General features: G+C 56.9%; 19 protein-coding genes and 1 pseudogene. 16 read left to right on the top strand and 4 right to left on the bottom strand.

What is annotated here, in order from left to right:
• Window positions 1-75 precede the first annotated feature (75 nt).
• The 7 genes from VJ651_RS17055 to msrQ all read left to right on the top strand — a co-directional run bounded on the left by VJ651_RS17055 (window position 76) and on the right by msrQ (window position 6,924).
• Complete coding sequence (locus VJ651_RS17055) at window positions 76-2,181, top strand: cytochrome c biogenesis protein ResB (protein ID WP_324108598.1); 2,106 nt, start codon at window positions 76-78, stop codon at window positions 2,179-2,181.
• Between the two features lie 94 nt (window positions 2,182-2,275).
• Window positions 2,276-3,427, top strand: coding sequence for a c-type cytochrome biogenesis protein CcsB (gene ccsB, locus VJ651_RS17050; RefSeq protein WP_324108597.1), 1,152 nt, complete (start codon window positions 2,276-2,278; stop codon window positions 3,425-3,427).
• Window positions 3,428-3,535: 108 nt separating this feature from the next.
• Window positions 3,536-3,919, top strand: a complete 384-nt coding sequence (locus VJ651_RS17045; protein ID WP_324108596.1) for a hypothetical protein — start codon at window positions 3,536-3,538, stop codon at window positions 3,917-3,919.
• Between the two features lie 14 nt (window positions 3,920-3,933).
• Window positions 3,934-4,437: a sigma-70 family RNA polymerase sigma factor gene (locus VJ651_RS17040; RefSeq protein ID WP_324108595.1), complete on the top strand. Its 504-nt coding sequence runs from the start codon at window positions 3,934-3,936 to the stop codon at window positions 4,435-4,437.
• Window position 4,438: 1 nt separating this feature from the next.
• The gene (locus tag VJ651_RS17035; RefSeq protein WP_324108594.1) at window positions 4,439-5,197 is read left to right on the top strand and encodes an anti-sigma factor; all 759 of its coding nucleotides are present in this window, start codon (window positions 4,439-4,441) and stop codon (window positions 5,195-5,197) included.
• Between the two features lie 63 nt (window positions 5,198-5,260).
• Entirely contained in the window at window positions 5,261-6,241 is a 981-nt protein-coding gene (msrP, locus tag VJ651_RS17030; RefSeq protein WP_324108593.1) for a protein-methionine-sulfoxide reductase catalytic subunit MsrP, read from the top strand.
• 29 nt (window positions 6,242-6,270) lie between these two features.
• Window positions 6,271-6,924, top strand: a complete 654-nt coding sequence (msrQ, locus tag VJ651_RS17025; protein WP_324108592.1) for a protein-methionine-sulfoxide reductase heme-binding subunit MsrQ — start codon at window positions 6,271-6,273, stop codon at window positions 6,922-6,924.
• Between the two features lie 12 nt (window positions 6,925-6,936).
• Here msrQ and lysA read toward each other — a convergent pair whose 3' ends face one another.
• Window positions 6,937-8,220 (bottom strand): diaminopimelate decarboxylase, encoded by a 1,284-nt coding sequence (lysA, locus tag VJ651_RS17020; RefSeq protein ID WP_324108591.1) that lies wholly within the window; start codon window positions 8,218-8,220, stop codon window positions 6,937-6,939.
• Window positions 8,221-8,234: 14 nt separating this feature from the next.
• Window positions 8,235-8,402, bottom strand: a complete 168-nt coding sequence (gene lptM / locus VJ651_RS17015; RefSeq protein ID WP_324108590.1) for an LPS translocon maturation chaperone LptM — start codon at window positions 8,400-8,402, stop codon at window positions 8,235-8,237.
• Between the two features lie 40 nt (window positions 8,403-8,442).
• Here lptM and cyaY point away from each other — a divergent pair, with 40 nt between their 5' ends.
• Window positions 8,443-8,781 (top strand): iron donor protein CyaY, encoded by a 339-nt coding sequence (gene cyaY / locus VJ651_RS17010; RefSeq protein WP_324108589.1) that lies wholly within the window; start codon window positions 8,443-8,445, stop codon window positions 8,779-8,781.
• Between the two features lie 56 nt (window positions 8,782-8,837).
• Here cyaY and VJ651_RS17005 read toward each other — a convergent pair whose 3' ends face one another.
• Window positions 8,838-11,186: a penicillin-binding protein 1A gene (locus VJ651_RS17005; RefSeq protein ID WP_324108588.1), complete on the bottom strand. Its 2,349-nt coding sequence runs from the start codon at window positions 11,184-11,186 to the stop codon at window positions 8,838-8,840.
• Window positions 11,187-11,495: 309 nt separating this feature from the next.
• On the opposite strand from VJ651_RS17005, the gene VJ651_RS17000 reads away from it, so the two are divergent.
• The 8 genes and pseudogenes from VJ651_RS17000 (at window position 11,496) to VJ651_RS16960 (ending at window position 21,426) form a co-directional block, all read left to right on the top strand.
• Window positions 11,496-12,578, top strand: a complete 1,083-nt coding sequence (locus VJ651_RS17000) for a pilus assembly protein PilM (RefSeq protein ID WP_324108587.1) — start codon at window positions 11,496-11,498, stop codon at window positions 12,576-12,578.
• Window positions 12,575-13,189, top strand: coding sequence for a PilN domain-containing protein (locus tag VJ651_RS16995; protein WP_324108586.1), 615 nt, complete (start codon window positions 12,575-12,577; stop codon window positions 13,187-13,189). Before VJ651_RS17000 ends, VJ651_RS16995 begins: the two co-directional genes overlap by 4 nt.
• A 15-nt stretch (window positions 13,190-13,204) precedes the next feature.
• Entirely contained in the window at window positions 13,205-13,864 is a 660-nt protein-coding gene (locus VJ651_RS16990; protein WP_324108585.1) for a type 4a pilus biogenesis protein PilO, read from the top strand.
• Window positions 13,861-14,403 carry a pilus assembly protein PilP gene (locus VJ651_RS16985; protein ID WP_324108584.1) on the top strand — a complete coding sequence of 181 codons (543 nt, stop codon included), beginning with the start codon at window positions 13,861-13,863 and terminating at the stop codon, window positions 14,401-14,403. The genes VJ651_RS16990 and VJ651_RS16985 overlap by 4 nt, the downstream gene beginning before the upstream one ends.
• On the top strand, window positions 14,400-16,565 hold the full coding sequence (gene pilQ / locus VJ651_RS16980) for a type IV pilus secretin PilQ (RefSeq protein ID WP_324108583.1): 2,166 nt from the start codon (window positions 14,400-14,402) through the stop codon (window positions 16,563-16,565). The genes VJ651_RS16985 and pilQ overlap by 4 nt, the downstream gene beginning before the upstream one ends.
• Window positions 16,566-16,604: 39 nt before the next feature.
• Window positions 16,605-18,617, top strand: a complete 2,013-nt coding sequence (locus VJ651_RS16975; protein WP_324108582.1) for an Ig-like domain-containing protein — start codon at window positions 16,605-16,607, stop codon at window positions 18,615-18,617.
• A gap of 26 nt (window positions 18,618-18,643) precedes the next feature.
• Window positions 18,644-20,274, top strand: a pseudogene (aroKB, locus tag VJ651_RS16965) (bifunctional shikimate kinase/3-dehydroquinate synthase AroKB).
• Window positions 20,275-21,426, top strand: a complete 1,152-nt coding sequence (locus tag VJ651_RS16960) for a deoxyguanosinetriphosphate triphosphohydrolase (RefSeq protein ID WP_324108579.1) — start codon at window positions 20,275-20,277, stop codon at window positions 21,424-21,426. It abuts the pseudogene before it with no gap.
• Here the strand turns inward: VJ651_RS16960 and VJ651_RS16955 are convergent.
• On the bottom strand, window positions 21,423-22,514 hold the full coding sequence (locus VJ651_RS16955) for an enoyl-CoA hydratase/isomerase family protein (RefSeq protein WP_324108578.1): 1,092 nt from the start codon (window positions 22,512-22,514) through the stop codon (window positions 21,423-21,425). The two genes, VJ651_RS16960 and VJ651_RS16955, sit on opposite strands and share 4 nt — an antisense overlap.
• Window positions 22,515-22,649: the final 135 nt, after the last annotated feature.

The raw sequence follows: 22,649 nt of genomic DNA, 5'->3' as shown, positions 1-22,649 counted from the left end.
AGTACCACGGGTTGTAAGGAATCAGATGGAGGGGGTGGCAGATGCCACCCCCTTTTGCTTTTGAAGATCACAAACATGAACGTAACTACCGCCGGGCTGCAATTGAATACCAGGCGCCGCTGGCTGGCAGAGGCCGTCGAGTTGATTTCGTCGATGCGGTTTGCGATCAGCCTGCTGACGCTGATTGCCATTGCATCGGTCATCGGCACCGTATTGAAGCAGAACGAGCCGATGCCGAATTATGTGAATCAGTTCGGCCCGTTCTGGTTCGAGGTGTTCAACAAGCTTGGCTTGTACGCGGTGTATTCGGCCTGGTGGTTCTTGCTGATCATGAGCTTCCTGGTGCTGTCGACCTCGCTTTGCATTATCCGCAACGCGCCGAAAATGCTGAAAGACATGCGCAGTTGGCGCGAGAATGTGCGCGAGCAGTCCTTGCGCAATTTTCATCACAAGGCGGAATGGACGAGCGCGTTGCCACTGACGGCGCTGGCGCATCAGCTCGCGCAGCGCATTGCGGCGAATGGATACAAGGTCAAGCTGGTCGAGAAGGATGCGGGGCGGCTGATCGCCGCCAAGCGCGGCGCGGCGAATAAATGGGGCTACATTTTTGCGCACAGTGCGATCGTGATCATTTGCGTCGGCGGTCTGCTCGATTCCGATTTGCCGATTCGCTTCCAGGAGTGGTTCAACGGCAAGACGCCGTTTGCGGGAAGCGGTGCGATCTCGGCCATTCCCGCACAGCACCGGCTCGGCGTCGGCAATCCCACTTTTCGCGGCAATACCTTCATCCCGGAAGGCGCGACCAGCAACACTGCCATTCTCCCGCGGCAGAACGGCGTTCTGGTGCAGGAGCTGCCGTTTTCGATCCAGTTGAAGAAGTTCATCATCGAGCACTATTCGACCGGGATGCCGAAGCTGTTCGCCAGCGAGGTGGTGGTGCGCGACGACGCAACAGGCAAGACCTTCAATGCCACCATCAAGGTGAATCAACCCTTGGTCTACAAGGGTGTCGCAATTTATCAGGCGAGCTTCGACGACGGCGGCAGCAAGCTGCAACTGGCTGCCTATCCGATGACCGGTTCGCGACGCGAGACGTTTGCGCTCAAGGGCGAGGTGGGCGGCTCGACGCCATTGGCTGATGCTGGCGAGTACACCGTGGAGTGGACCGGTTTTCGCCCATTTAACGTGGAGAACATGGCGCAAAGCGGCCAGGACGTGCGCGCGGTGGGCGGCGACAAGGGATTCAATGAGCGCTTCGCCGCCGGCCTGGACAAGCAGCTGGGTTCCGCGGCGAAGAATGCGAACAGCAAGGACCTGCAAAACGTCGGGCCCAGCGTGCAGTACAAGCTGCGCGACAAGACGGGGCAGGCGCGCGAATATCACAATTACATGCAACCGGTCCTGCTGGACGGAAGCATGGTGTTCCTGACCGGCATGCGCGATTCGCCGAGCGAGTCCTTCCGCTATGTGCGCATCCCTGCTGACGACAAAAATACGGTCGAGGAGTGGATGCGTGTGCGCGCCGCGGTGTTCGATCCGGAATTGCGGGCGCAGGCGGCCAGGCGTTACGCGCTGCATGCGATGCCTGAGGCGAAGGGAAATGTGGACACGCTGCGGCAGCAATTGCAGCTTTCCGCCTTGCGCGGATTGGAAATTTTTGCCGGCAACGGGCAAGAGGCGGGATATGTCGCCGTCTCGAAATTCCTGGAAAAGCTGCCTCCTGCCGAGCAGGAAAAGGCTGCCGATGTCTTCATGAAAATTCTCAACGGCAGCATGTGGGAACTTTGGCAAGCAGCGCGCGAGAAAGACGGCTTGCCGGCGGCGGCGATAGACGAAAAGCACGGGCACTTCCTGCAACTGGCAATCAATGCGATTTCCGACGCGTCTTTCTATGGGGCGCCTGTCTACCTGCAACTGCAGGGATTCGAGGAAGTCAAAGCTTCTGTCCTGCAAGTGACCCGCTCGCCGGGAAAGAATGTCGTGTATTTTGGTTGCCTGTTGCTGACGCTCGGCGTGTTCGCCATGTTTTACATTCGCGAACGCCGTTTGTGGGTCTGGCTGAAGACCGATAGCGAGGGCGGCACGCATGCCTTGATGGCCATGAGCTCGCAGCGCAAGACGCTCGACTTCGAGAAAGAATTCGAGGCGCTGAAAACACAGTTGCCGAGCCGGGATGGTTGAAGGCCAAGGGAATGATGCGCCGAAAGCCTGACATCCGCAGCTGCAACCCGTTTAATCTGACCGCCCGCGCAATGAGCACGGGATGGAGACAAACATGGAAATGACGCAATCACACATCTATTGTCCGCCGCAGGGATTCTTCCGGCGCTTGAGTCTGCTCGACTGGCTGTATGCTGCCGCGCTGGTTGCCGGAGCACTGTTCGCGTTCAATCGCTTTGGCGCGTACATGGATGTCTATGAAAAATCGATCCTGGTATTGTCCGCACCGACATTCGCCTGGCTCGGCTGGCAATGGAAGCAGGTGCGCTGGCTGATGGCATTGCTTGCCGTGCTGGCGCTGTCGTCCATCGCACTCTATGGTGGCAGCCTCGATGCGGCCGATAGCAGGTTCATCCTGAAGTATGCGTTGTCGAGCCAGTCCGCGATCCTGTGGATGAGCACCTTGTTCTTCCTGTCCACCTTGTTTTACTGGGGCGGCCTGATGACCCGATCGGACTTTGGCGCGTCGGTCGGTAGCAAGCTTTGCTGGGCGGCAGTCGTGATGGGTTTCACCGGCATGCTGGTGCGCTGGTACGAATCCTATCTGGTTGGCGCCGATATCGGACATATTCCGATATCCAACCTGTATGAAGTATTCGTCCTGTTCTGCATGATCACCGCGCTGTTCTACCTGTATTACGAAGAGCGCTATGCGACGCGCCAGCTCGGGCCTTTCGTGCTGCTGGTGATTTCCGCGGCAGTCGGTTTCCTTCTCTGGTACACGATCAGCCGTGAGGCGTCGGGCATACAGCCGCTGGTGCCAGCCTTGCAAAGCTGGTGGATGAAGATTCACGTGCCTGCCAATTTCATCGGGTACGGCACCTTCTCGCTGGCGGCAATGGTTTCGATGGCCTATCTGCTGAAATCGCGGGGTATTCTGGCAGACCGCCTTCCGACGCTGGAAGTGCTGGATGACGTGATCTACAAGGCGATCGCCGTCGGTTTTGCATTTTTCACCATTGCAACGATTCTCGGTGCATTATGGGCGGCGGAAGCATGGGGCGGCTACTGGTCCTGGGATCCGAAGGAAACCTGGGCGCTGATTGTCTGGCTGAACTATGCTGCATGGCTGCACATGCGTCTGATGAAAGGCTTGCGCGGGCAGGTGGCTGCGTGGTGGGCGCTGATCGGTCTGGTGGTGACGACGTTCGCCTTCCTCGGCGTCAATATGTTCCTGTCAGGCTTGCATTCCTACGGGGCGCTTTAAATAAATCAAGAAAAGAGCGCTGGCGGAGGGAATAAAACGTCCGTCGCGGTTGTTTACTTCATGTGCGCACCACGAGCACGCTTGATTAACCAGCTTAGCGAGGACTTCATGAAAATTCGTTTCTCATTCGCATCATCGTTGCTCGCCGTCCTGCTGGCCGGCAGCGCAAGCCTGGCGTTCGCAGAAGCGCCGGTCAAGGTCAGCGACGGCATGCTGACCAACTCTTCCGGCATGACCCTGTACACCTTTGAAAAGGACGCCGCAGGCAGCGGCAAGAGTGCCTGCAACGGCCCTTGCGCCACTAATTGGCCGCCGCTGATGGCCAAGGAGGGAGATCAGCCCAGTGGCGACTACAGCATCGTCACCCGCGATGACGGCGGCAAGCAGTGGGCGTACAAGGGCAAGCCGCTCTACCAGTGGACGAAAGACCAGAAACCGGGCGACAAGACCGGTGACGGCGCCAATAACGTCTGGCATGCCGCCAAGCCGTAAGCACGTATCCGCCCATGGCCGACTTCGCCGATGAGCTCGCATTGCAGATTCCAAGGCTGCGACGGTATGCGCGCGCATTGACGCACGATGTGTCATGGGCAGACGATCTGGTGCAGGACACGCTGGAACGTGCCCTGCAGCGACGCTGGCTGTTTCGGATCAATTCCAATCTCACTGCTTGGTTGTTTACGATGTTGTACCGCTTGTATCTGAACGAGGCGCCGCGCCGGCAAATTGCGGCCGTATCGCTTGAGGATGCGCCGGAGCCGGCCACACCGGGCGATCTTGGGCAGCAGCTCGACTTGCAGCGCGCGCTGGCGAGATTGAGCCCGGAGCATCGGGCTGTCATCGTGCTGGTCGGGCTGGAGCAGATGCGTTATCAGGAGGTTGCCGATGTGCTGAACGTCCCGCTGGGCACCGTCATGTCACGCCTCGCGCGTGCGCGCAGCCACTTGCGCGAATTGTTGTCCGGCCAGTCTGCACCCACCGCGTCGGCACATTTAACCCGGGTCAAGTGACATGTCTGCCTCACCCATCACCGAAATCGATTTGCATGCTTATGTCGATGGCCAACTGGAGACGTCGCGACGCGCCGAGGTTGAAGCATTCCTGGCGGCACATCCGGACGTCGTCGCCGAGGTGCAGGCATGGCGGATGCAGAATCAGTCGCTGCATGACATCTACGATAACGTATTGAATGAGCCGGTCCCGCTGCGGCTCACCGGCGCCTTGCGGTCGCGTCGCTGGCCGCGCGGAATTGCCGCCGGTGTCGCGTGGCTGAGCTGCGGCCTCGCGGCAGGCTGGCTTGCCCATGGATGGATGCAGGGGCCGGCCCAGCCGCGCACCTTCGCCCAAAATGCGCTGGCCGCACATGTGTTGTACACGGCGGAGCAGCGTCATCCGGTCGAGGTTACGGCGCAGCAGGAGGCACATCTTGTTGCCTGGCTGTCAAAGCGTCTGAGCGCGCCGATCCGGGCGCCCAAGCTTCAGGAGCAGGGCTTCGGTTTGCTCGGAGGGCGCTTGTTGCCGGGGCAGGACGGGCCGTTGGCGCAATTGATGTACGAGTCGGACAAGGGGGAACGCCTGACCCTGACGGTTCGCCACGCGTCGCAAGCGCAGTCTGAAACCGGGTTCAAGGTGATGGAGCAGGGCGGCAACAGGGCGTTTTACTGGATCGACAGCGAATATGGCTACGCTTTGTCGGGCAGCATTGATAAGCGCAAATTGCTGGAAATTGCTCAGGCGGTGTACCTTCAACTTCATCAGTCATCAAATTGATGTAAGGTTGTCAGGGGCTCGGCAGACCAACAGCCACCCAATCGACGAAATCATGGAGCAGCCATGTTGATCAAGCGTAATCCCAACGGGATCGACATTCCGTTCAGTTCTGAAATCACGCCGCGCGCAGTCTTCGAGGCACGGCGCACCTTCATCAAACAGATCGCGTTCGGCTCTGTTGCCGGCGGCGCGCTCCTTGACCTGCTCTCCCGCGAGGCCTTCGCACAGGGTGCAGGCGCGCAGAAACTGGCGGCAAAGACGAATCCCGCCTTTGTGGTCATGGACAAGACGACTGCGTACAAGGACGCCACCTCCTACAATAATTTCTATGAGTTCGGCACCGACAAGACCGATCCTTCGCATTATGCCGGCACGCTCAAGCCACGCCCATGGACGGTTGCGATCGAGGGCGAAGTCAAGAAGCCGATGACGCTCGACATAGACAGCCTGTTGAAGCTGGCGCCGCTGGAAGAACGGGTGTATCGCCTGCGTTGCGTTGAAGGCTGGTCGATGGTGATCCCGTGGATCGGTTATTCGTTTGCCGAATTGATCAAGAAGGTCGAGCCCACCGGCAATGCGAAATACGTCGAATTCATTTCGCTCGCCGACAAGAAGCAAATGCCGGGCTTGCGCAGCCCGGTGCTGGAGTGGCCGTATGTCGAGGGCTTGCGTCTGGACGAGGCGAATCATCCGCTGACGCTGCTGACGCTCGGCATGTATGGCGAGGTGCTGCCGAACCAGAATGGCGCGCCAGTGCGGATTGTCGTGCCTTGGAAATACGGATTCAAGTCTGCGAAGTCGATCGTGAAGATCCGCTTCATCAAGGATCAGCCGAAAACCGCGTGGAATATCGCCGCGCCGCAGGAATACGGCTTCTACTCGAACGTCAATCCCGAGGTCGATCATCCGCGCTGGTCGCAGGCAACCGAACGCCGCATCGGCGAAGACAGCTTCTTCAAACCCAAGCGCAAGACGTTGATGTTCAATGGCTACAGCAATGTTGCCTCGCTGTACACAGGCATGGATCTGAAGAAGTTCTTCTGAACGGATCAACGGGATTGTGTTCGAGCGTCATGAAGAAATCCATGCTCAACCCGACTCCACGCCAGGTCACCTCGGTGAAGGCGGCGATATTCCTGGCCGCGCTGTTGCCGTTTGCGCGACTGGTGCTGTTCGCATTCACCGATCGGCTCGGCGCCAACCCGATTGAATTCATCACGCGCAACACCGGCGATTGGACGTTTTATTTTCTGTGCCTGACGCTGGCGGTCACGCCCTTGCGGCGTCTGAGCAAATGGCATTGGCTGATCAAGCTGCGGCGCATGCTGGGTCTGTTTGCGTTTTTTTATGCAGTGCTGCACTTCACCACTTTCCTGTGGTTCGATCACTTCTTCGATGTCGACGAGATGCTGCGGGATGTGGCGAAGAGGCCGTTCATCACGGTTGGCTTCGCGGCTTTCCTGCTGCTCATTCCACTGGCCGTCACAAGCACCAACGCGATGGTGCGGCGTCTTGGGGGCAAGCGCTGGCAATGGCTGCATCGCGCCGTGTATCTGATCGCATCCCTGGGCATTCTGCATTTCTGGTGGATGAAGGCCGGCAAACACGATTTTGCCCAGCCCATCCTGTACGGGAGCATCGTCGGCTTGCTGCTCCTGATGCGCGTCTATTGGAATGTTGTACAGCCTAGAATGCAAAAGCGCCGGTCGGAGCCGGCGCCTGGTTGAGTGTCGCGCGAATCAGGGAAGCAGTGACTCCAGCGCAAACAGATCACTCGCGTTTTCACGCTTGCGAATCAGATGCAGCTTGTCGTCATCGACCATCACTTCCGCCGCGCGGCTGCGCGTGTTGTAGTTGGATGACATCGTCATTCCATAGGCGCCTGCCGACATGATGGCAAGCAGATCGCCCTGGTGGATCGCGAGCGAGCGCTCACGCGCCAGCCAGTCGCCGGATTCGCACACGGGGCCGACCACGTCGTAGATCTTCGATGGCGATGCGCGCTGCACCACCGCTTGCACACCGTGCCAAGCTTCATACATGGCGGGGCGCATCAGATCGTTCATGGCTGCGTTGACGATCGCGAAATTCTTGGCCGCGCCGTGCTTCAGATATTCCACTTCGGTCAGCAGCACACCGGCATTGCCGACAATCGAACGTCCCGGCTCGAACATCACCTGGATTGGTGCTCCTTTGTGATTCAGCAAACGCCACTTGTCGATCTTCGCAAACAATCGCGCCAGATAGTCGCCGATCGCCACCGGCTTGTCCTGGTCGTAGGTAATGCCGATGCCACCGCCGATGTCTAGGTGATGCAGATGGATGCCTTCTTGCGCCAGCCGGTCGATCAACTCGATCAGCCGGTCGAGTGCTTCCAGCAGCGGCGCGTCATCCAGCAATTGCGAGCCGATATGGCAATCGATGCCGACCACGCGAATATTGGGAAGCGTCGCCGCCGTGCGATAAGCGGTCAACGCCTCCTCATAGGCGATGCCGAACTTGTTTTCCTTCAGGCCGGTCGAGATGTACGGATGGGTTTTTGCATCGACATTCGGGTTCACGCGCAGGGAAATCGGCGCCTGCTTGCCCATCTCGCCGGCAACTTCGTTCAACCGGTCCAGCTCCGCTGTCGATTCGACGTTGAAGCAGAGGATGTCGTGCGAGAGCGCGAGGCGCATTTCCTCATGCGTCTTGCCGACACCGGAAAAGATCACCTTGCGCGGATTCCCGCCGGCCGCGATCACGCGCAGCAGTTCGCCGCCTGACACGATGTCGAATCCTGACCCGAGACGGCTGAGCAGGTTGAGCACGGCGAGGTTGGAATTGGATTTCACCGAGTAGCAAACGAGTGCCGTCGACTCATCGCGCCGGTTTTCCTTGCAGGCATTGGCGTAGGCGGAGAAATTCTCGACCAGTGCCGCTTTCGAGTAAACGTAGGTCGGACTGCCGAACTGGCAGGCAATGTCGGTCAGGGCGATGTTTTCGGCGTGGAGTACGCCGTTCTTGTAATTGAAATGCGACATGGAAAGGCAGAGAACTATTTGGATACGGGAGCGCTGCTGTCTGCGGGCGCAGGAGCGACTGGCGCAGCGGGCGTCGAAATCGGAGCAGGTTTTGCCGGCAGGTAAAGCGGACCCTTCTGCCCGCACCCGACGACAGCAAATGCCAGGGCTGCAACAACGACAAGATGTGGAACGGACTTCACGATTAGAATCACGGTTTAGTGCAATTGATTGGAGTGTAGCATGACTGAATCGGAATTCCTGGCGCTGGCCGAGCGGACGCTGACCTTGATCGAGTCCACGTTGGAGCGTGCGGCCGACGAAAGCGATCTCGACGTGGAGTGCAGCCGCAGCGGCAATGTCCTGGAAATTGAATTCGTCGACAATGGCTCGAAAATCATCGTCAACAGTCAGGCGTCGATGCAGGAAATGTGGGTGGCGGCGCGCTCCGGCGGATTCCACTACCGCTATGAAGGTGGTCGCTGGGTGAATACGCGCGATCAGTCCGAACTGTATTCAGCCTTGTCCAGGATGGTCAGTGAACAAGGCGGCGTGGACTTGGTGCTGGGCGGCGAAGCTTAAGAAAAAGCCGAAGCCAACAATGCTGGCTTCGGCTTGCGATGTGTGAAATTCCGATGTCAGAACAGCTCGTTCTTCACTTCATCCTTTGACTTTTCTTCTTCGGTGGGTTGTCGGTCACCCAGGCCCAGGCTGTGCACGCCCGTACCCGGCGGATTCTCGGCGTAGAAATAATCGCCGTTCACCTGGATAACTCCTTCGGGTACGGCACGCTCCTCGACAGGCACATCCTTCAGTGCCTTCTGCATGTAATTGATCCAGATCGGAAGCGCGAGACCGCCGCCGGTCTCCCTGTTGCCGAGGTTCTTGGGCTGGTCGAAGCCTATCCACGCAACCCCGACCATCTTCGGGGTGTAGCCGGCGAACCACGCGTCGACAGAGTCATTGGTGGTACCCGTCTTGCCGGCAATGTCGGGGCGTTTCAGGACCAGTGCGCGGGTCGCGGTGCCGAACTTGACGACGTCCTTCAGCATGCTGTCCATGATGAAGGCATTGCGCTCGTCGATCACGCGGTTCGATTCTTCACCCGCCTTGTCCGGCGTGACTTGGGACAGCACCCGGCCGGTCGAATCCGTCACCTTGGAAATCACGTAAGGGCTGATCTTGTAACCGCCGTTGGCAAACACCGAGTAGGCGCCGGCCAATTGCAGAGGTGTGACCGCGCCGGCGCCGAGCGCCAGCGTCAGATACGGCGGGTTTTTCTCCGCATCGAATCCGAATCGGGTCGTGTATTCCTGACCATACTTGGCACCGATCTTGTGCAGAATGCGGATCGATATCATGTTTTTCGACTTGGTGAGGCCTTTGCGCATCGTCATCGGGCCTTCGTACTTGCCATCGTAGTTCTTCGGCTCCCATGCCTGGCCGCCGGTTTGTCCGGCATCGAAGCTGATGGGGGCGTCATTGATGATGGTCGAAGGGGACAGGCCTTTTTCCAGCGATGCCGAATAGATGAAAGGCTTGAACGAGGAACCGGGCTGGCGCCATGCCTGCGTCACGTGGTTGAATTTGTTGCGGTTGAAATCGAAACCGCCGACCAGAGCGCGGATTGCCCCGTCGTCGGTGTTGGCGGCGACGAAGGCCGATTCGACTTCCGGCATCTGCGTGATGCTCCATTCCTTGTTCTCTTGCGTGACACGGATGATGGCGCCGCGCTTGATGCGCCGGTTCGGCGGCGCCTTGTCGGTCAATGCGCTGGTCGCCATCTTCAGGCCGGCGCCGGTAATCGTGATCTCCTCACCGGACGACAGGACCGCCGTCACGTTCTTCGGTGTCGCGTCAAGCACCACGGCTGCGACAATGTCGTCGCTGTCGGGATGCTCGGCAAGTTCGACTTCGATCGCGTTGTCGGCCTCTTCTTTGGAATTGGGGATTTCCATATAACCTTCGGGTCCCCGATAGCCGTGCCGCTTTTCATAGTCCAGCACACCGTGCCGCAATGCCAGGTAGGCAGCATCCTGGTCCGCCTTGGTAATGGTCGTATAGACGTTCAGGCCGCGGGTGTAGGTCTCCTCCTTGAACTGCTCGTAGACCAGCTGGCGGGTCATTTCCGCGACGTATTCCGCATGGATGCCGAACTCACTGCTGTCCGTCTTGATCTTCAGGACCTGGTCCTTGGCGGTCTGGTAGTCGGCTTCCGTGATGTAGCCAAGCTGGAACATGCGTTCCAGGATGTACTGCTGGCGTGCACGGGCCCGTTTCGGGTTCGCGACCGGGTTGTAGGCCGAGGGTGCTTTCGGCAGGCCGGCCAGCATCGCTGCTTCCGCGATGGTGATATCAGACAGCTTCTTGCCGAAATAAATCTGGGCGGCGGAGGAGAAACCATAAGCGCGCTGGCCCAGGTAGATCTGATTCATGTACAGCTCGAGAATCTGGTCCTTCGTCAGGTTCTGCTCGATCTTCCAAGCCAGCAGCGCCTCGTAGATCTTGCGCTTGAGTGTTTGCTCGCTCGACAGGAAAAAGTTGCGTGCGACCTGCTGGGTAATGGTGGAGGCGCCCTGTTTCGACCTGCTGGTCAGGTTGTGGACCGCCGCGCGCAGGATGCCGAGGTAATCGACGCCCCCGTGGTCGTAAAAGCGGTCATCCTCGATGGCGAGCACCGCTTTCTTCATGATGTCGGGCACATCCTTGATATGGACGAGATTGCGCCGCTCCTCGCCGAATTCACCGATCAGTACATTGTCCGCCGAATAGATCCGCAGCGGAATCTTTGGGCGGTAGTCGGTGATTGCCTCCAGCGATGGCAGATTGGGGTAGGCCATCGACAACGCAAAACCGAGAAGCAGCACGCCGATGAGGACCAAGCCAACGACTCCTCCGACAATGCCTAGCGCGACGCGCAACAAGAGAGAGGGGCGGCGCTTGGGCGCTTCGTCCGGGGTATTGCCTGGGGAATTAGAACGAGTCATTCGGAGAAAACGAGTGGAGGACGGTGACGCAGAATTATAACGGGGCGCAACACTATCCGATATTAAGAAAAAATCAATTATTATCCCGATGCAACGTGGACATTTGGCAACGGAGTTACAAATTACTGATAGGAAATCGCTTTACATCGGTTCAAGCTTATTGCTAGGATTTAATGTAACGTTGGATATATGTCACCTAAATATTGGTTTTTAAACGGATTTTTTGTGAGTCGATGATTTTATCCGTTCATTCGACATTCAAATAAGTGGTGCGTTCACGCAATAACCACATTTTGGGGAGAACTACCCTTGGCCATAGATCTCGGATTGTTACTTGGCAAGAAAAATCCGCCACTGATCGGCCTGGACATCAGCACGTCGGGTGTCAAACTCGTCGAGCTGTCTGAAGCGGGCAAAAACGAATTTCGACTGGAGCGCTTTGCAAGCGAGCCATTGCCACGCGGTGCGGTGGTGGACGGCAATATCGAAAACATCGAGCAAGTGACGGAAGCGGTGCGCCGCGTCTGGAAGAAAAGCGGCACGCGCGCCAAGCATGTGGCGCTTGGAATGCCTCCGGCATCCGTGATTACCAAGAAAATCATTCTGCCAGCCGGCTTGTCCGAAGATGAGCTGGAAATGCAGGTCGAAAGCGAAGCGAATCAATATATCCCCTTTGCACTCGACGAAGTCAGTCTGGATTTCGATGTCATTGGCCCAGCCCAGAATGCCCCGGAAGACGTCGAAGTGTTGATCGCCGCCACGCGCAAGGAAAAAGTGGAGGATCGTGTCGCAGTCGCCGAAGCAGCCGGCCTGAAACCGACCGTCATGGATATCGAATCGTATTCGGCGCGCGCTGCCATTGATCGCATCACGGCGCAATTGCCCAAGGGAGGGCAGGGACAGATTGTTGCCTTGTTCCAGATCGGTGCCCAGGTCACGCACGTATCGGTACTCCTGGACGGCCAGACGATTTACGAGCGCGAACAACCCTTCGGCGGCAACCAGCTCACCCAGGATATCGTACGCGCCTACGGGCTGTCCTTCGAGGATGCCGAGGCGAAGAAAAAAGCCGCGGACCTGCCCGAAGGCTATGAGCGTGAATTACTCGACCCCTTCCTGGAAAATTCAGCCCTCGAAGTCACGCGCGCCATCCAGTTCTTCTTTACATCCACGCCATATACCCACATCGACCAGATCTTTCTTGCGGGCGGATGTGCTGTCATTCCCGGCATGGTGGAACTGGTCGCGGAGCGCACCAAGATTTCCACCTCTGTCGTGAGTCCGTTCAAGGGCATGCAGCTGGGGACTTCGGTGCGTGAAAAACAGCTGCGCAGCGAGGCGCCATCCTACCTTGTCGCATGCGGACTGGCGATGCGGAGGTTCGACCGATGATCCGTATTAACCTTCTTCCTCATCGCGAGGAAACGCGCAAGCAGCGCAAGATTGCCTTCTACCGATTGCTGGTGATGTCGGCATTGATGGGGCTGGCTATCGTGCTTGTCGTCGGCGGCGTCATCGGCGCCCAGATATCGAACCAGAATCAGCGCAACAGCTTTATCAAGGCGGAGAACGCCAAGCTCGATGAGCAGATCAAGGAAATCGCGACGCTGAGACAGGCAATCGATGGGTTGAAGGCGCGCCAGCAAGCGGTGGAGGATCTTCAAAGCGACCGCAATCAGCCAGTCTACTTGATGGACGAGCTGGTCAAGCAGGTGCCGGAAGGGGTCTATCTTCGCTCGTTCAAGCAGGAGAATCAGCGTGTTGTGCTGAGCGGATACGCGCAGTCCAACGAACGCGTGTCGGAGTTGTTGCGCAATCTGAGCAATAACTCACCGTGGCTTGAACGGCCTGATCTCATTGAGATTCGCTCGGCGAGCGTCGGTCAGGGCAAGGATTCGAAGAGAGTGTTCGACTTCACTGTCAATGTAGGAATCAAGCGCCCGCGCGACAAGGAGCAGGCGGCTTCGGGCAAGGCAGCTGACGTGGCGCCGAAGCGCCCCTGACATGAAAGACGCACTATGGCAGATTTGAAAAAAATCGGTGACAAGGTTGCGGCACAATTCCGCGGCCTGAATGGACGGCACCCGGGACAGTGGCCTCTCATTCCGCGTATCGCTTGCGGTCTTGGGACTTTGATCGCCGTTGGCTTGGTTGGATGGTTCTTGTACCTGGACGGCGAACTCGAACAGCTTGAGGCCGGCAGGCAAGAAGAAGTGAAGCTGAGGGACGACTACAAATTCAAACTTCAGCAAGCGATCAATCTCAACAGCTTGCGCAAACAAAAAGAGCAGGTCGGCGAATACGTGTCGACGCTGGAGAAACAATTGCCCAGCAAGGCGGAAATGGATGCCCTATTGTCCGATATCAATCAATCGGGCTTGGGACGAGGGCTGCAGTTCGAGTTGTTCAAGCCGGGGCAGGTTGTTGTGAAGGACTATTACGCAGAGTTGCCGATTGATATCAAGGTCTCTGGAAATTATCACGATGTCGGATCTTTTACGAGCGACATTGCGAACCTGCCACGTATTGTGACCCTCAACAAAATGAACCTCGTTGCGGGCAAAGACGGTGTCCTCACTCTGGATGCCGTTGCCAAGACTTTCCGTTATCTGGACAAGGAAGAGGTAAATGCGCAGCGCAAGATTGCGGCTGACAAGACGAAGGGGGCGAAAAAATGAGGACCTTTCGTTTGAGGCTTCCAATTGTTGCCAGCCTGACTGCATATCTTCTTGCGGGGTGCGGTGATGGGGATGTGCAAGAAGTCAAGCAATGGATGGAGGAGGTGAAGCGGCAGACTCCGGTAACAGTACAAAAACTCCCGGAACCCAAGCGATTCACACCATACGATTACAGCGCCAAGAATGACGTCGATCCATTCAATCCCGCCAAGCTGACCGTCGCGCTTGCAAAGACGCAGGCCGATTCGGGCAGCGGCATCAAGCCTGACCTCGACCGTCGCAAGGAGCCTCTTGAAAACTTTCCACTTGATAGCATCAAGATGGTCGGCACGCTGGAAAAACCAGGCTTGAGCTTTGCACTCCTGCAAGTGGACAAATCAGTATTTCAGGTGAAGGTCGGCAATTACATTGGCCAGAACTTCGGAATGATCACGAAGATAACCGAAACAGAAGTCGAGCTGAAGGAAATCGTCCGCGACGCGGCAGGTGAATGGACCGAGCGTAAAGCCAAGTTAGAGTTGCAGGAGAATAAAAAATGAATGCCGTGAAAAATCACTTTGAACGCTTGGGGAAAACTGTGCATGGCGCATTGAGGCGATGCGTTTTTGCCGGTCTGCTTGCTGTATGCGGCGCTGCACTGGCGCAGGAAAATGCTATCGAGTCGATCAGCTCCAATCAACAAGGCGCGAATGTCATTGTCAAGGTGACGTTAAAACATCCCATCGCAAAGCCGCCAATCGGATTTTCCATTACCAGTCCGGCACGCATCGCGCTTGATTTTGCCGGCACCGCAAACTCTACGGGGAAGGCCGCGCAAGATATTGGGTTGGGTGACGTTCGCAATGTGAATGTTGTTCAAGCGGGTGATCGTTCCAGGCTGGTTTTCAACTTGTTGCGCCCGTTGAATTACGCCACTGCGGTGGAAGGCAACATGGTGATCGTGACCATTGATGGATCGGGAGGTGTCGCAACACCAGTGAATGCCGCGGGCATTCCGATTACACCAAAGGTGGCTGACACGGGCAAGCATGCATTGCGAGACATCGATTTTCGCCGTGGGCCGGGTGGGGAGGGGCGCATCGTCGTGGATTTGCCCAGCAATCAGGTGGCAGTCGACGTACGACAGCAAGGGCAGACGATTGTCGTTGATTTCCTGAAGACCTCCATGCCCGAAGTGCTGCGTCGCCGCCTTGATGTGACCGATTTTGCGACGCCGGTACAAACGATCACCACGACGCCGCAAGGTGAAAACGTGCATATGGTGATTGAGCCGAAAGGTCTATGGGAGCATAGCGCTTATCAAAGCGATACGCAGCTCGTGGTGGAGGTGAAACCCATCAAGGAAGAACCGAACAAGCTGGTGCAGGGAACGCAGGGCTATCGGGGAGAGCGTCTCTCGCTGAACTTTCAGAATGTCGAGGTGCGCGCCGTCTTGCAAGTCATCGCGGATTTTACGGGCTTGAATATCATTACCAGCGACACAGTCAGCGGCAACCTCACGCTTCGTCTCAAAGACGTCCCATGGGATCAGGCGCTCGATATCGTCATGCAGGCGAAAGGCTTGGATATGCGGAAGAATGGCTCCGTACTGTGGATTGCGCCAAAGGATGAATTGCTCACCAAGGAAAAGCTTGAACTGGAGCAGAAAGCGCAAATCGCAGAACTGGAACCATTGCGAACGGAAATCTTCCAGCTCAATTATCAAAAGGCCGAATCGTTCAAGCAGGTCTTCGGACTGGACAGCGGCGGCGATACCAAGAAGAGCATTTTGTCGAAAAGAGGAAGCGCGGTGATTGACCCGCGGACCAATCAGCTTTTTGTGACTGATATCACCTCAAAGATCGAGGAAATACGCAAGCTGGTACAGAAGACTGATATCGCATCGAAACAGGTGCTGATCGAAGCGCGCATTGTTGAGGCCGATGACAAATTCAGCAAGAGTCTCGGCGCAAAGCTTGGCTTTAACGATATGCGCAATCTTCGTGGCGGCGATTCCGGTTATCAGATCAACGGCAACACGCGCGCTGCCGTTACCGGAAATTACATCGGCGTCGGAGAGCAGACTGGTCAGGCTCAGGACTCGGGAAGTGCATTCAATAACACGCAGTTCGTGAACCTGCCAGCGACCGGCTTTAATGGATTGACTGCGCCAAGCCTGGCCGTAAGTCTTTTTTCCGCCGCCGCCAACCGGTTCCTGAATCTGGAGCTTTCGGCAATGGAAGCGGATGGCAAGGGCAAGATCATTTCAAGTCCGCGCGTCGTGACAGCCGATCAATTGAAAGCACTGATCGAACAAGGTACCGAGTTGCCGTACCAGGTTGCCACCTCCAGCGGCGCGACGTCGATCACGTTCCGAAAGGCGAACCTGAAGCTTGAAGTGACGCCTCAAATCACGCCTGACGGAAATATCATTCTCGATGTTGATGTAAATAAGGACAGTGTCGGCGTCGAGACCCGGGCGGGCTTTGCAATTGATACCAAACATGTCAAGACGCAGGTGTTGGTGGAAAACGGCGGTACGGTGGTGCTTGGTGGTATCTTCCAGCAAACCGAGCGTGATGCCGAGGCCAAAGTGCCATTGCTCGGAGATGTTCCCGTGGTTGGGCATCTTTTCAAGACGACCACACGCACAAATGACAAGACTGAATTGTTGATATTCATTACACCAAAAATTGTGAACGATCGACTTGCGACGCGATAGATGTCAAAGAAAACCGAGAAATAAACCAGGGAATAAAAAATGAAATTTGGCTCGATAACAAATATTTTCCGAAACGCAGTCCATATGGGAGTCACTGGGCTTGCGGCGATCGCGTTGGTGGCTTGCGGCGGGGGAGGCGGATCACCGGGCACTGTTGCTGGCGGTAGCGGTTCTACCTCCACAACAGCAACATCGGTGTCGTTGCTTTTCAGTACTCCCGAGTTGCCATCTGCCGGGGCGACGGGTACAGAGGTAACCATCACTGCACTCGTAAAGAATGCCAATAACAACACTATTCCGTCGGTTCCCGTTACTTTTTCAGCAAGTTCAGGTGCCTTAAGTGATGTATCCGCAGCAACTGACACAAGCGGAAAAGCAACTGCCAAACTTAGCACATCGGGCGATCGGGCCAATCGAACGATCACGATTACGGCAAAAGCAGGAAATGTCTCAACGACAGGGACTGTAACCGTCAGCGGTACGGCCGTGACCGCAACCGGCCCCACGACGATCACGTCTGGCGGGACGGGCGATTTCGTGATTTCGGTGAAAGATTCGGCCGGCGTCGCTGTGCCTAATGTCCCGGTGACGATTTCTTCCGCGAAGGGCAATCCAATTTCCATTTTGAGTTCTGGAGGAGGAAGTTCCTCGTCGCCTCTCACGAACTCGGTAGGTCAAGTCTCGGTACGCATCTCGGGAGCGCAATCGGGCACTGACACGCTTTCTTTTGCATCTCAAGGGGCAACCAAGTCGGTCTCCTATACGGTAAATTCGGTTAGCTTACGGGTTGCAACGGTCGGAACCACCGTCAACAGTAGTGGCAACGCACAAACCAGCACTGGATCCTGTACGAAAATTGCGGCACGTTATGAAAATGCTGGCGTACCGCAAACGGGGACTGTGAATATCACGGCTTCGCGCGGCGGGCTGTACACCGACAATGTTTGTACTCAGGCATTGACGGCAAGCGGCGTGCAGGTTGTGGCGGGCGACGCGGCGGCATATATCAAATCCGATACTGCTGGTGTCGCAACAATTATTGCCACTGTAGTGAACGGTCCCACCGCGCAGACAAACCTGGAGTTTGCCGCACCGCTAACGTCGACGGCAACCATCGCCATGCAAGCTGAGCCCGCAGTCATAGGAACGAATGCAACAAGTCAAAATGAGCGAAGCCGTTTGACCGTTGTCATTCGTGATGGCACTGTGAACAACAACTTGGTAAAAGATGCAGTAATCGAATTTACGATTACAAGTGATCCGAGCGGAGGCAGTCTTTCGACACCAGTTGCTACCACGGGAAGTGACGGAAGCGCGACGGTCGATTTTATTGCGGGAGCGGCCACTACGCAGACGAATGGTGTGCAAATCCAGGCAAAAATCCAGGGAACGAGCAAAACCGCAAGCACTACTTTAACCGTGTCCCGAAAATCTCTGTTTATTACTGCGGGCACCGGAAATACGCTGGATGTTCCAAACACGACTCAATACAAACAGGACTATTCCGTGTTCGTGACCGACGCTACGGGCAATCCGGTTTCGGGCGTCAACGTGACTGCATCTGTCCGAGTCGTTCACTATTACAAGGGCTCGTATAAGACCTATACTCAAGAAGAGGTAGATGCACTGAAAGCCGCAGCTGTAGCTGCCGGTCTGCCTGCAGATTCGGTTACGGTAAAAGCCGGGTGGAATGCCCAACGGATATACCAATGCGAAAATGAAGACAGCGGCACCATGAACGGCATTTTAGATGCTGGCGAAGACTTTAATCTTAATGGAGTTCTTGACCCAGGTACTCCGCTTAACGTCTCATCGAGCGGACAGACGGATGCAACGGGAACTGCAATAATTTCGATTCGATATCCAAAGGACAGGGCGAACTGGACTTCAATTATTTTGACCGTCCGCGGCAGCGTGGCGGGAACCGAGGCGACGTATAGCACACAAGAATATATTTTGCCCATTCTTGCTGGCGATTTACAGAACGCATCGACCAGCCCCCCAGGCGATCCAAATCCGTATGGAGTTAATGCCTGCAACGTAGCCAACTAGTGTCGAATATTTTCCTCGTAGGCCTGATGGGCGCCGGCAAGACGACAGTCGGCCGCGCCCTCGCCAAAAAGCTGGACAAACGCTTCATCGATTCTGACCATGAAATAGAGGCGCGTACCGGCGCCTCTATTCCATTGATCTTTGAAATCGAGGGAGAGGCGGGGTTTCGTCAGCGCGAATCGGAAGTGATTCGCGAGTTGACGGAACTTGACAACATTGTGCTGGCGACCGGCGGCGGAGCAATTTTGCGACCGGAAAATCGTGCATGCCTCAAGGCGCATGGCACGGTGATTTACCTGAGGGCGAGTGTCAGCAGCATTCTTCAGAGGACCAGCCACGACAAGAACCGCCCCTTGCTGCAGACTGCCGATCCGCGCCAAAAGCTCGAACAACTCTCTCGCGAGCGCGAGCCCTATTACCTTGAAGTTGCCGATCTGATTATCGATACCGGCCGTCCTAACGTACAATCACTGGTACAAACCATCTTGACCCAGCTGGAATCGTGTTCCAAGGGGCAGGACGGGGATAAGACGAACCCAACTTCCTGACACTTTTGATGATGACGCAACAAGCTTCCCCGATCACATTGCATGTCGATCTAGGGGATCGTAGCTATCCGATTACCATCGGGCAGTCGCTTCTATCCGATTCCGACCTCGTGGCCCGCAACATCGCGGGCCAACGGGCAGCTATTGTTACTAATACTACTGTCGGTCCGCTGTATCTCGAGACACTGGTTCGCGGACTGACCGCCGCCGGCAAACAGGTCACGACGATTGTGTTGCCTGATGGCGAAGAGGAAAAGAACTGGTCCAACCTGATGCGGGTGTTCGACGTTCTGCTCGGCGAAAAATGTGATCGCAAGACGACGTTGATCGCGCTTGGCGGCGGGGTGATCGGCGATATGACGGGTTTTGCCGCGGCGACCTACATGCGCGGCGTGCCCTTCATCCAGGTGCCGACGACCTTGCTGGCGCAGGTCGACTCATCGGTTGGCGGCAAGACCGGCATCAATCATCCGCTCGGCAAGAACATGATCGGCGCGTTTTACCAGCCGCAAGCCGTCATTGCCGATACCACGACCCTGAATACCTTGCCGGCACGCGAACTTGCCGCCGGCCTCGCAGAAGTGATCAAGCATGGCGCGATCATCGATCCGGCGTTTTTCGATTGGATCGAATCGAACATGGCGAAGCTCGTTGCCCGCGACGCGGATGCCTTGGCGTATGCTATCAAGCGGTCCTGCGAGATCAAGGCAGACGTGGTGCGGCAGGACGAGCGTGAAGGGGGGCTGCGCGCCATTCTGAATTTCGGCCACACATTTGGCCACGCCATCGAAGCAGGGCTAGGCTACGGCGAGTGGTTGCACGGCGAGGCGGTGGGTTGCGGCATGGTAATGGCCGCGGATTTGTCGCATCGTCTCGGTTTTATCGACGCCATGGCCAAGAAGCGCGTCGTCGCGCTGGTGAAGGCAGCCGGCTTGCCCGTGGTGGCGCCGAATCTCGGCAAGGATCGCTGGCTGGAGCTGATGCAGGTCGACAAGAAAAACGAGGGCGGCCAGATCAAGTTTATTCTGCTCAAGCCGCTGGGCACCTCGGTCATCATGCCGGTTCCGCAGGATGCCTTGCTGGCGACCCTGGAAGACAGAGTCAAATAAATGAATTTCGACGCCTACCTCGCACCTTATGCCGCACGGCCAGAGGCGTCGCGGGGGCGGCGCTTTCCGGAAACGCCACCGACGTCGCGCAGCGAATTCCAGCGCGATCGCGATCGCATCATTCACTCCACCGCGTTCCGCAGGCTTGAATACAAGACGCAAGTCTTCGTCAATCACGAGGGAGACCTATTTCGCACTCGCCTGACGCACAGTATCGAAGTCGCGCAAATCGCACGCTCCATTGCGCGTAACCTGCATCTGAATGAAGATCTGGTCGAAGCGATTTCACTCGCACATGACCTCGGACACACGCCGTTCGGCCATGCCGGACAGGAGGCGCTGAATGCATGCATGAAGGATTATGGTGGCTTTGAACACAACCTGCAAAGCCTGCGCGTGGTCGATGACCTGGAGGAGCATTACGGCGCATTCAATGGCCTGAACCTGATGTTCGAAACGCGTGAAGGCATACTCAAGCATTGTTCGCATCCGAATGCACAACAACTTGGGGACATCGGATTGCGCTTCATCCAGAAGAAGCAGCCGACGCTGGAAGCGCAATTGGCGAACCTTGCCGACGAGATCGCATATAACAATCACGATGTCGACGACGGATTGCGATCGGGGTTGCTGACGACCGCGCAGCTGGATGAAATCGATTTCTACGCACGGTATCGCGGCGAAGTGGAAGCGGTTTATCCGGGCATCAGCGGCCGGCGCGCCATACACGAAACCATTCGCCGGATGATCAACGCACTGGTCGTCGATCTGATCCAGACATCGCAAGCGCGCATTCAGGATGCCGGACTGACGAGTGTCGACGCGGTGCGTGATTCCCCCGCATTGATCACCTTCTCCGACGAGATGCGTCAACAGGCGGCGCAGTTGAAACGATTCCTGCGCGAGAATCTGTACCACCACTACATGGTCAATCGCATGACCAGCAAGGCGCGCCGCGTCATCCGTGAACTGTTCGAGGCCTTCATGCAGGAGCCGCGCCTGCTGCCGCCGGACTATCAGATGCTCTCGGGTGAGCACGGCGACGACAAGCTGCAAGCGCAGGCACGCAAGGTGGCCGACTATATCGCCGGCATGACCGACCGTTACGCCATGCGCGAACACCGGCGGCTGTTTCGAATCGACGAGATCTAATCGAGATCACGCAGCGGATGTGCATGCGCGGGCCAGGCAGGGGCAAAGAAGCGCTCGATCATGTCTGTTGTGACGCCATCCAATGTCGCCGGCATCCATTTCGGCGCATTGTCCTTGTCGATGACAACGGACCGGATTCCCTCCAGCACTTCACCGTTCTCGAAACTGCGCCGAACCATCGTGCGTTCCATGCGCAGGCATTCTGCGACGCTCATGCCCGCGCCGCGCCGCAATTGCGCCAGCGTCACGCACATCATCAGTGGCGACCGCTTCGTCATGGTGTTCAGCGTCTTCTGCGAAAAGGCATTGTCGTCACGTTGCAGTGATGAAGCGATCGCAGCGACTTGGTCGTGCACAAAGTGCCGATCGATCGTCGCGCGTTCCTGGGCGAGCGCGCTACGTGCGGGATCTGCATGCGTCTCGAATTGCCTTGCGAAATCGCGAATTGCCTGACGTGCGTCAGAGTACTCCGTCGATTCCAGCAGCTCCATCAGTGAGGATAGTTGTGCCGCAGGGATGTACACATCGGCCAGGCCGGCATAGAGCGCATCTGCTGCGCCGATGATCTCTCCTGTTACCGCGAGATAAGTGCCGAGCTGGCCGGGAGCGCGGGACAGGAAGTAGCTGCCGCCGACGTCCGGGAACAGCCCGATGTTCACTTCCGGCATCGCCATTTTGGTACGTTCGGTGACGACGCGCAGGCGGTTCGTTTCGCCACCTTGTGCAACGCCCATGCCGCCACCCATGACGATGCCATCCATGACGGCGATATACGGTTTCGGATAATGGTGGATGAGATGGTTGAGTGCGTATTCCTCCGTGAAGAAGTCCTCGAGCAGCGCGCTGCCATGCTGCGGCGTGTTGCGGCCAGCTTCGTAGAAGAAGCGGATATCGCCGCCGGCGCAGAATGCCTTGTCGCTGCTGCTGCGAATCAGCACAGCGCGAACACCGTCGTCCTTGCACCATGCATGTAGTGCTTCGGTGATGGTGCGTACCATCTCGAGGGACAGTGAATTGAGTGCCTTGGGGCGATCGAGGGTAATGAAGCCGATCTTGTTCTTGATGGCGGTATGAACGAATTCAGTCATGACGGATGGAATGGTTGATGTTCGACGTATTCTAGCGGCAATGCTGAAACACTTCAGTCGCGCGATTGACAGTCGATTCCGGCGCTGCGGACAATAAAAAAGGGCGCATTCGAATGCGCCCTGATTTTGGCAGCC

It is taken from the genome of Noviherbaspirillum sp. (genome assembly GCF_035254865.1).
Classification (GTDB): domain Bacteria; phylum Pseudomonadota; class Gammaproteobacteria; order Burkholderiales; family Burkholderiaceae_D; genus Noviherbaspirillum.
Note: the sequence above shows the minus strand (reverse complement) of the source record. Positions and strands in the feature narration are given on the sequence as shown.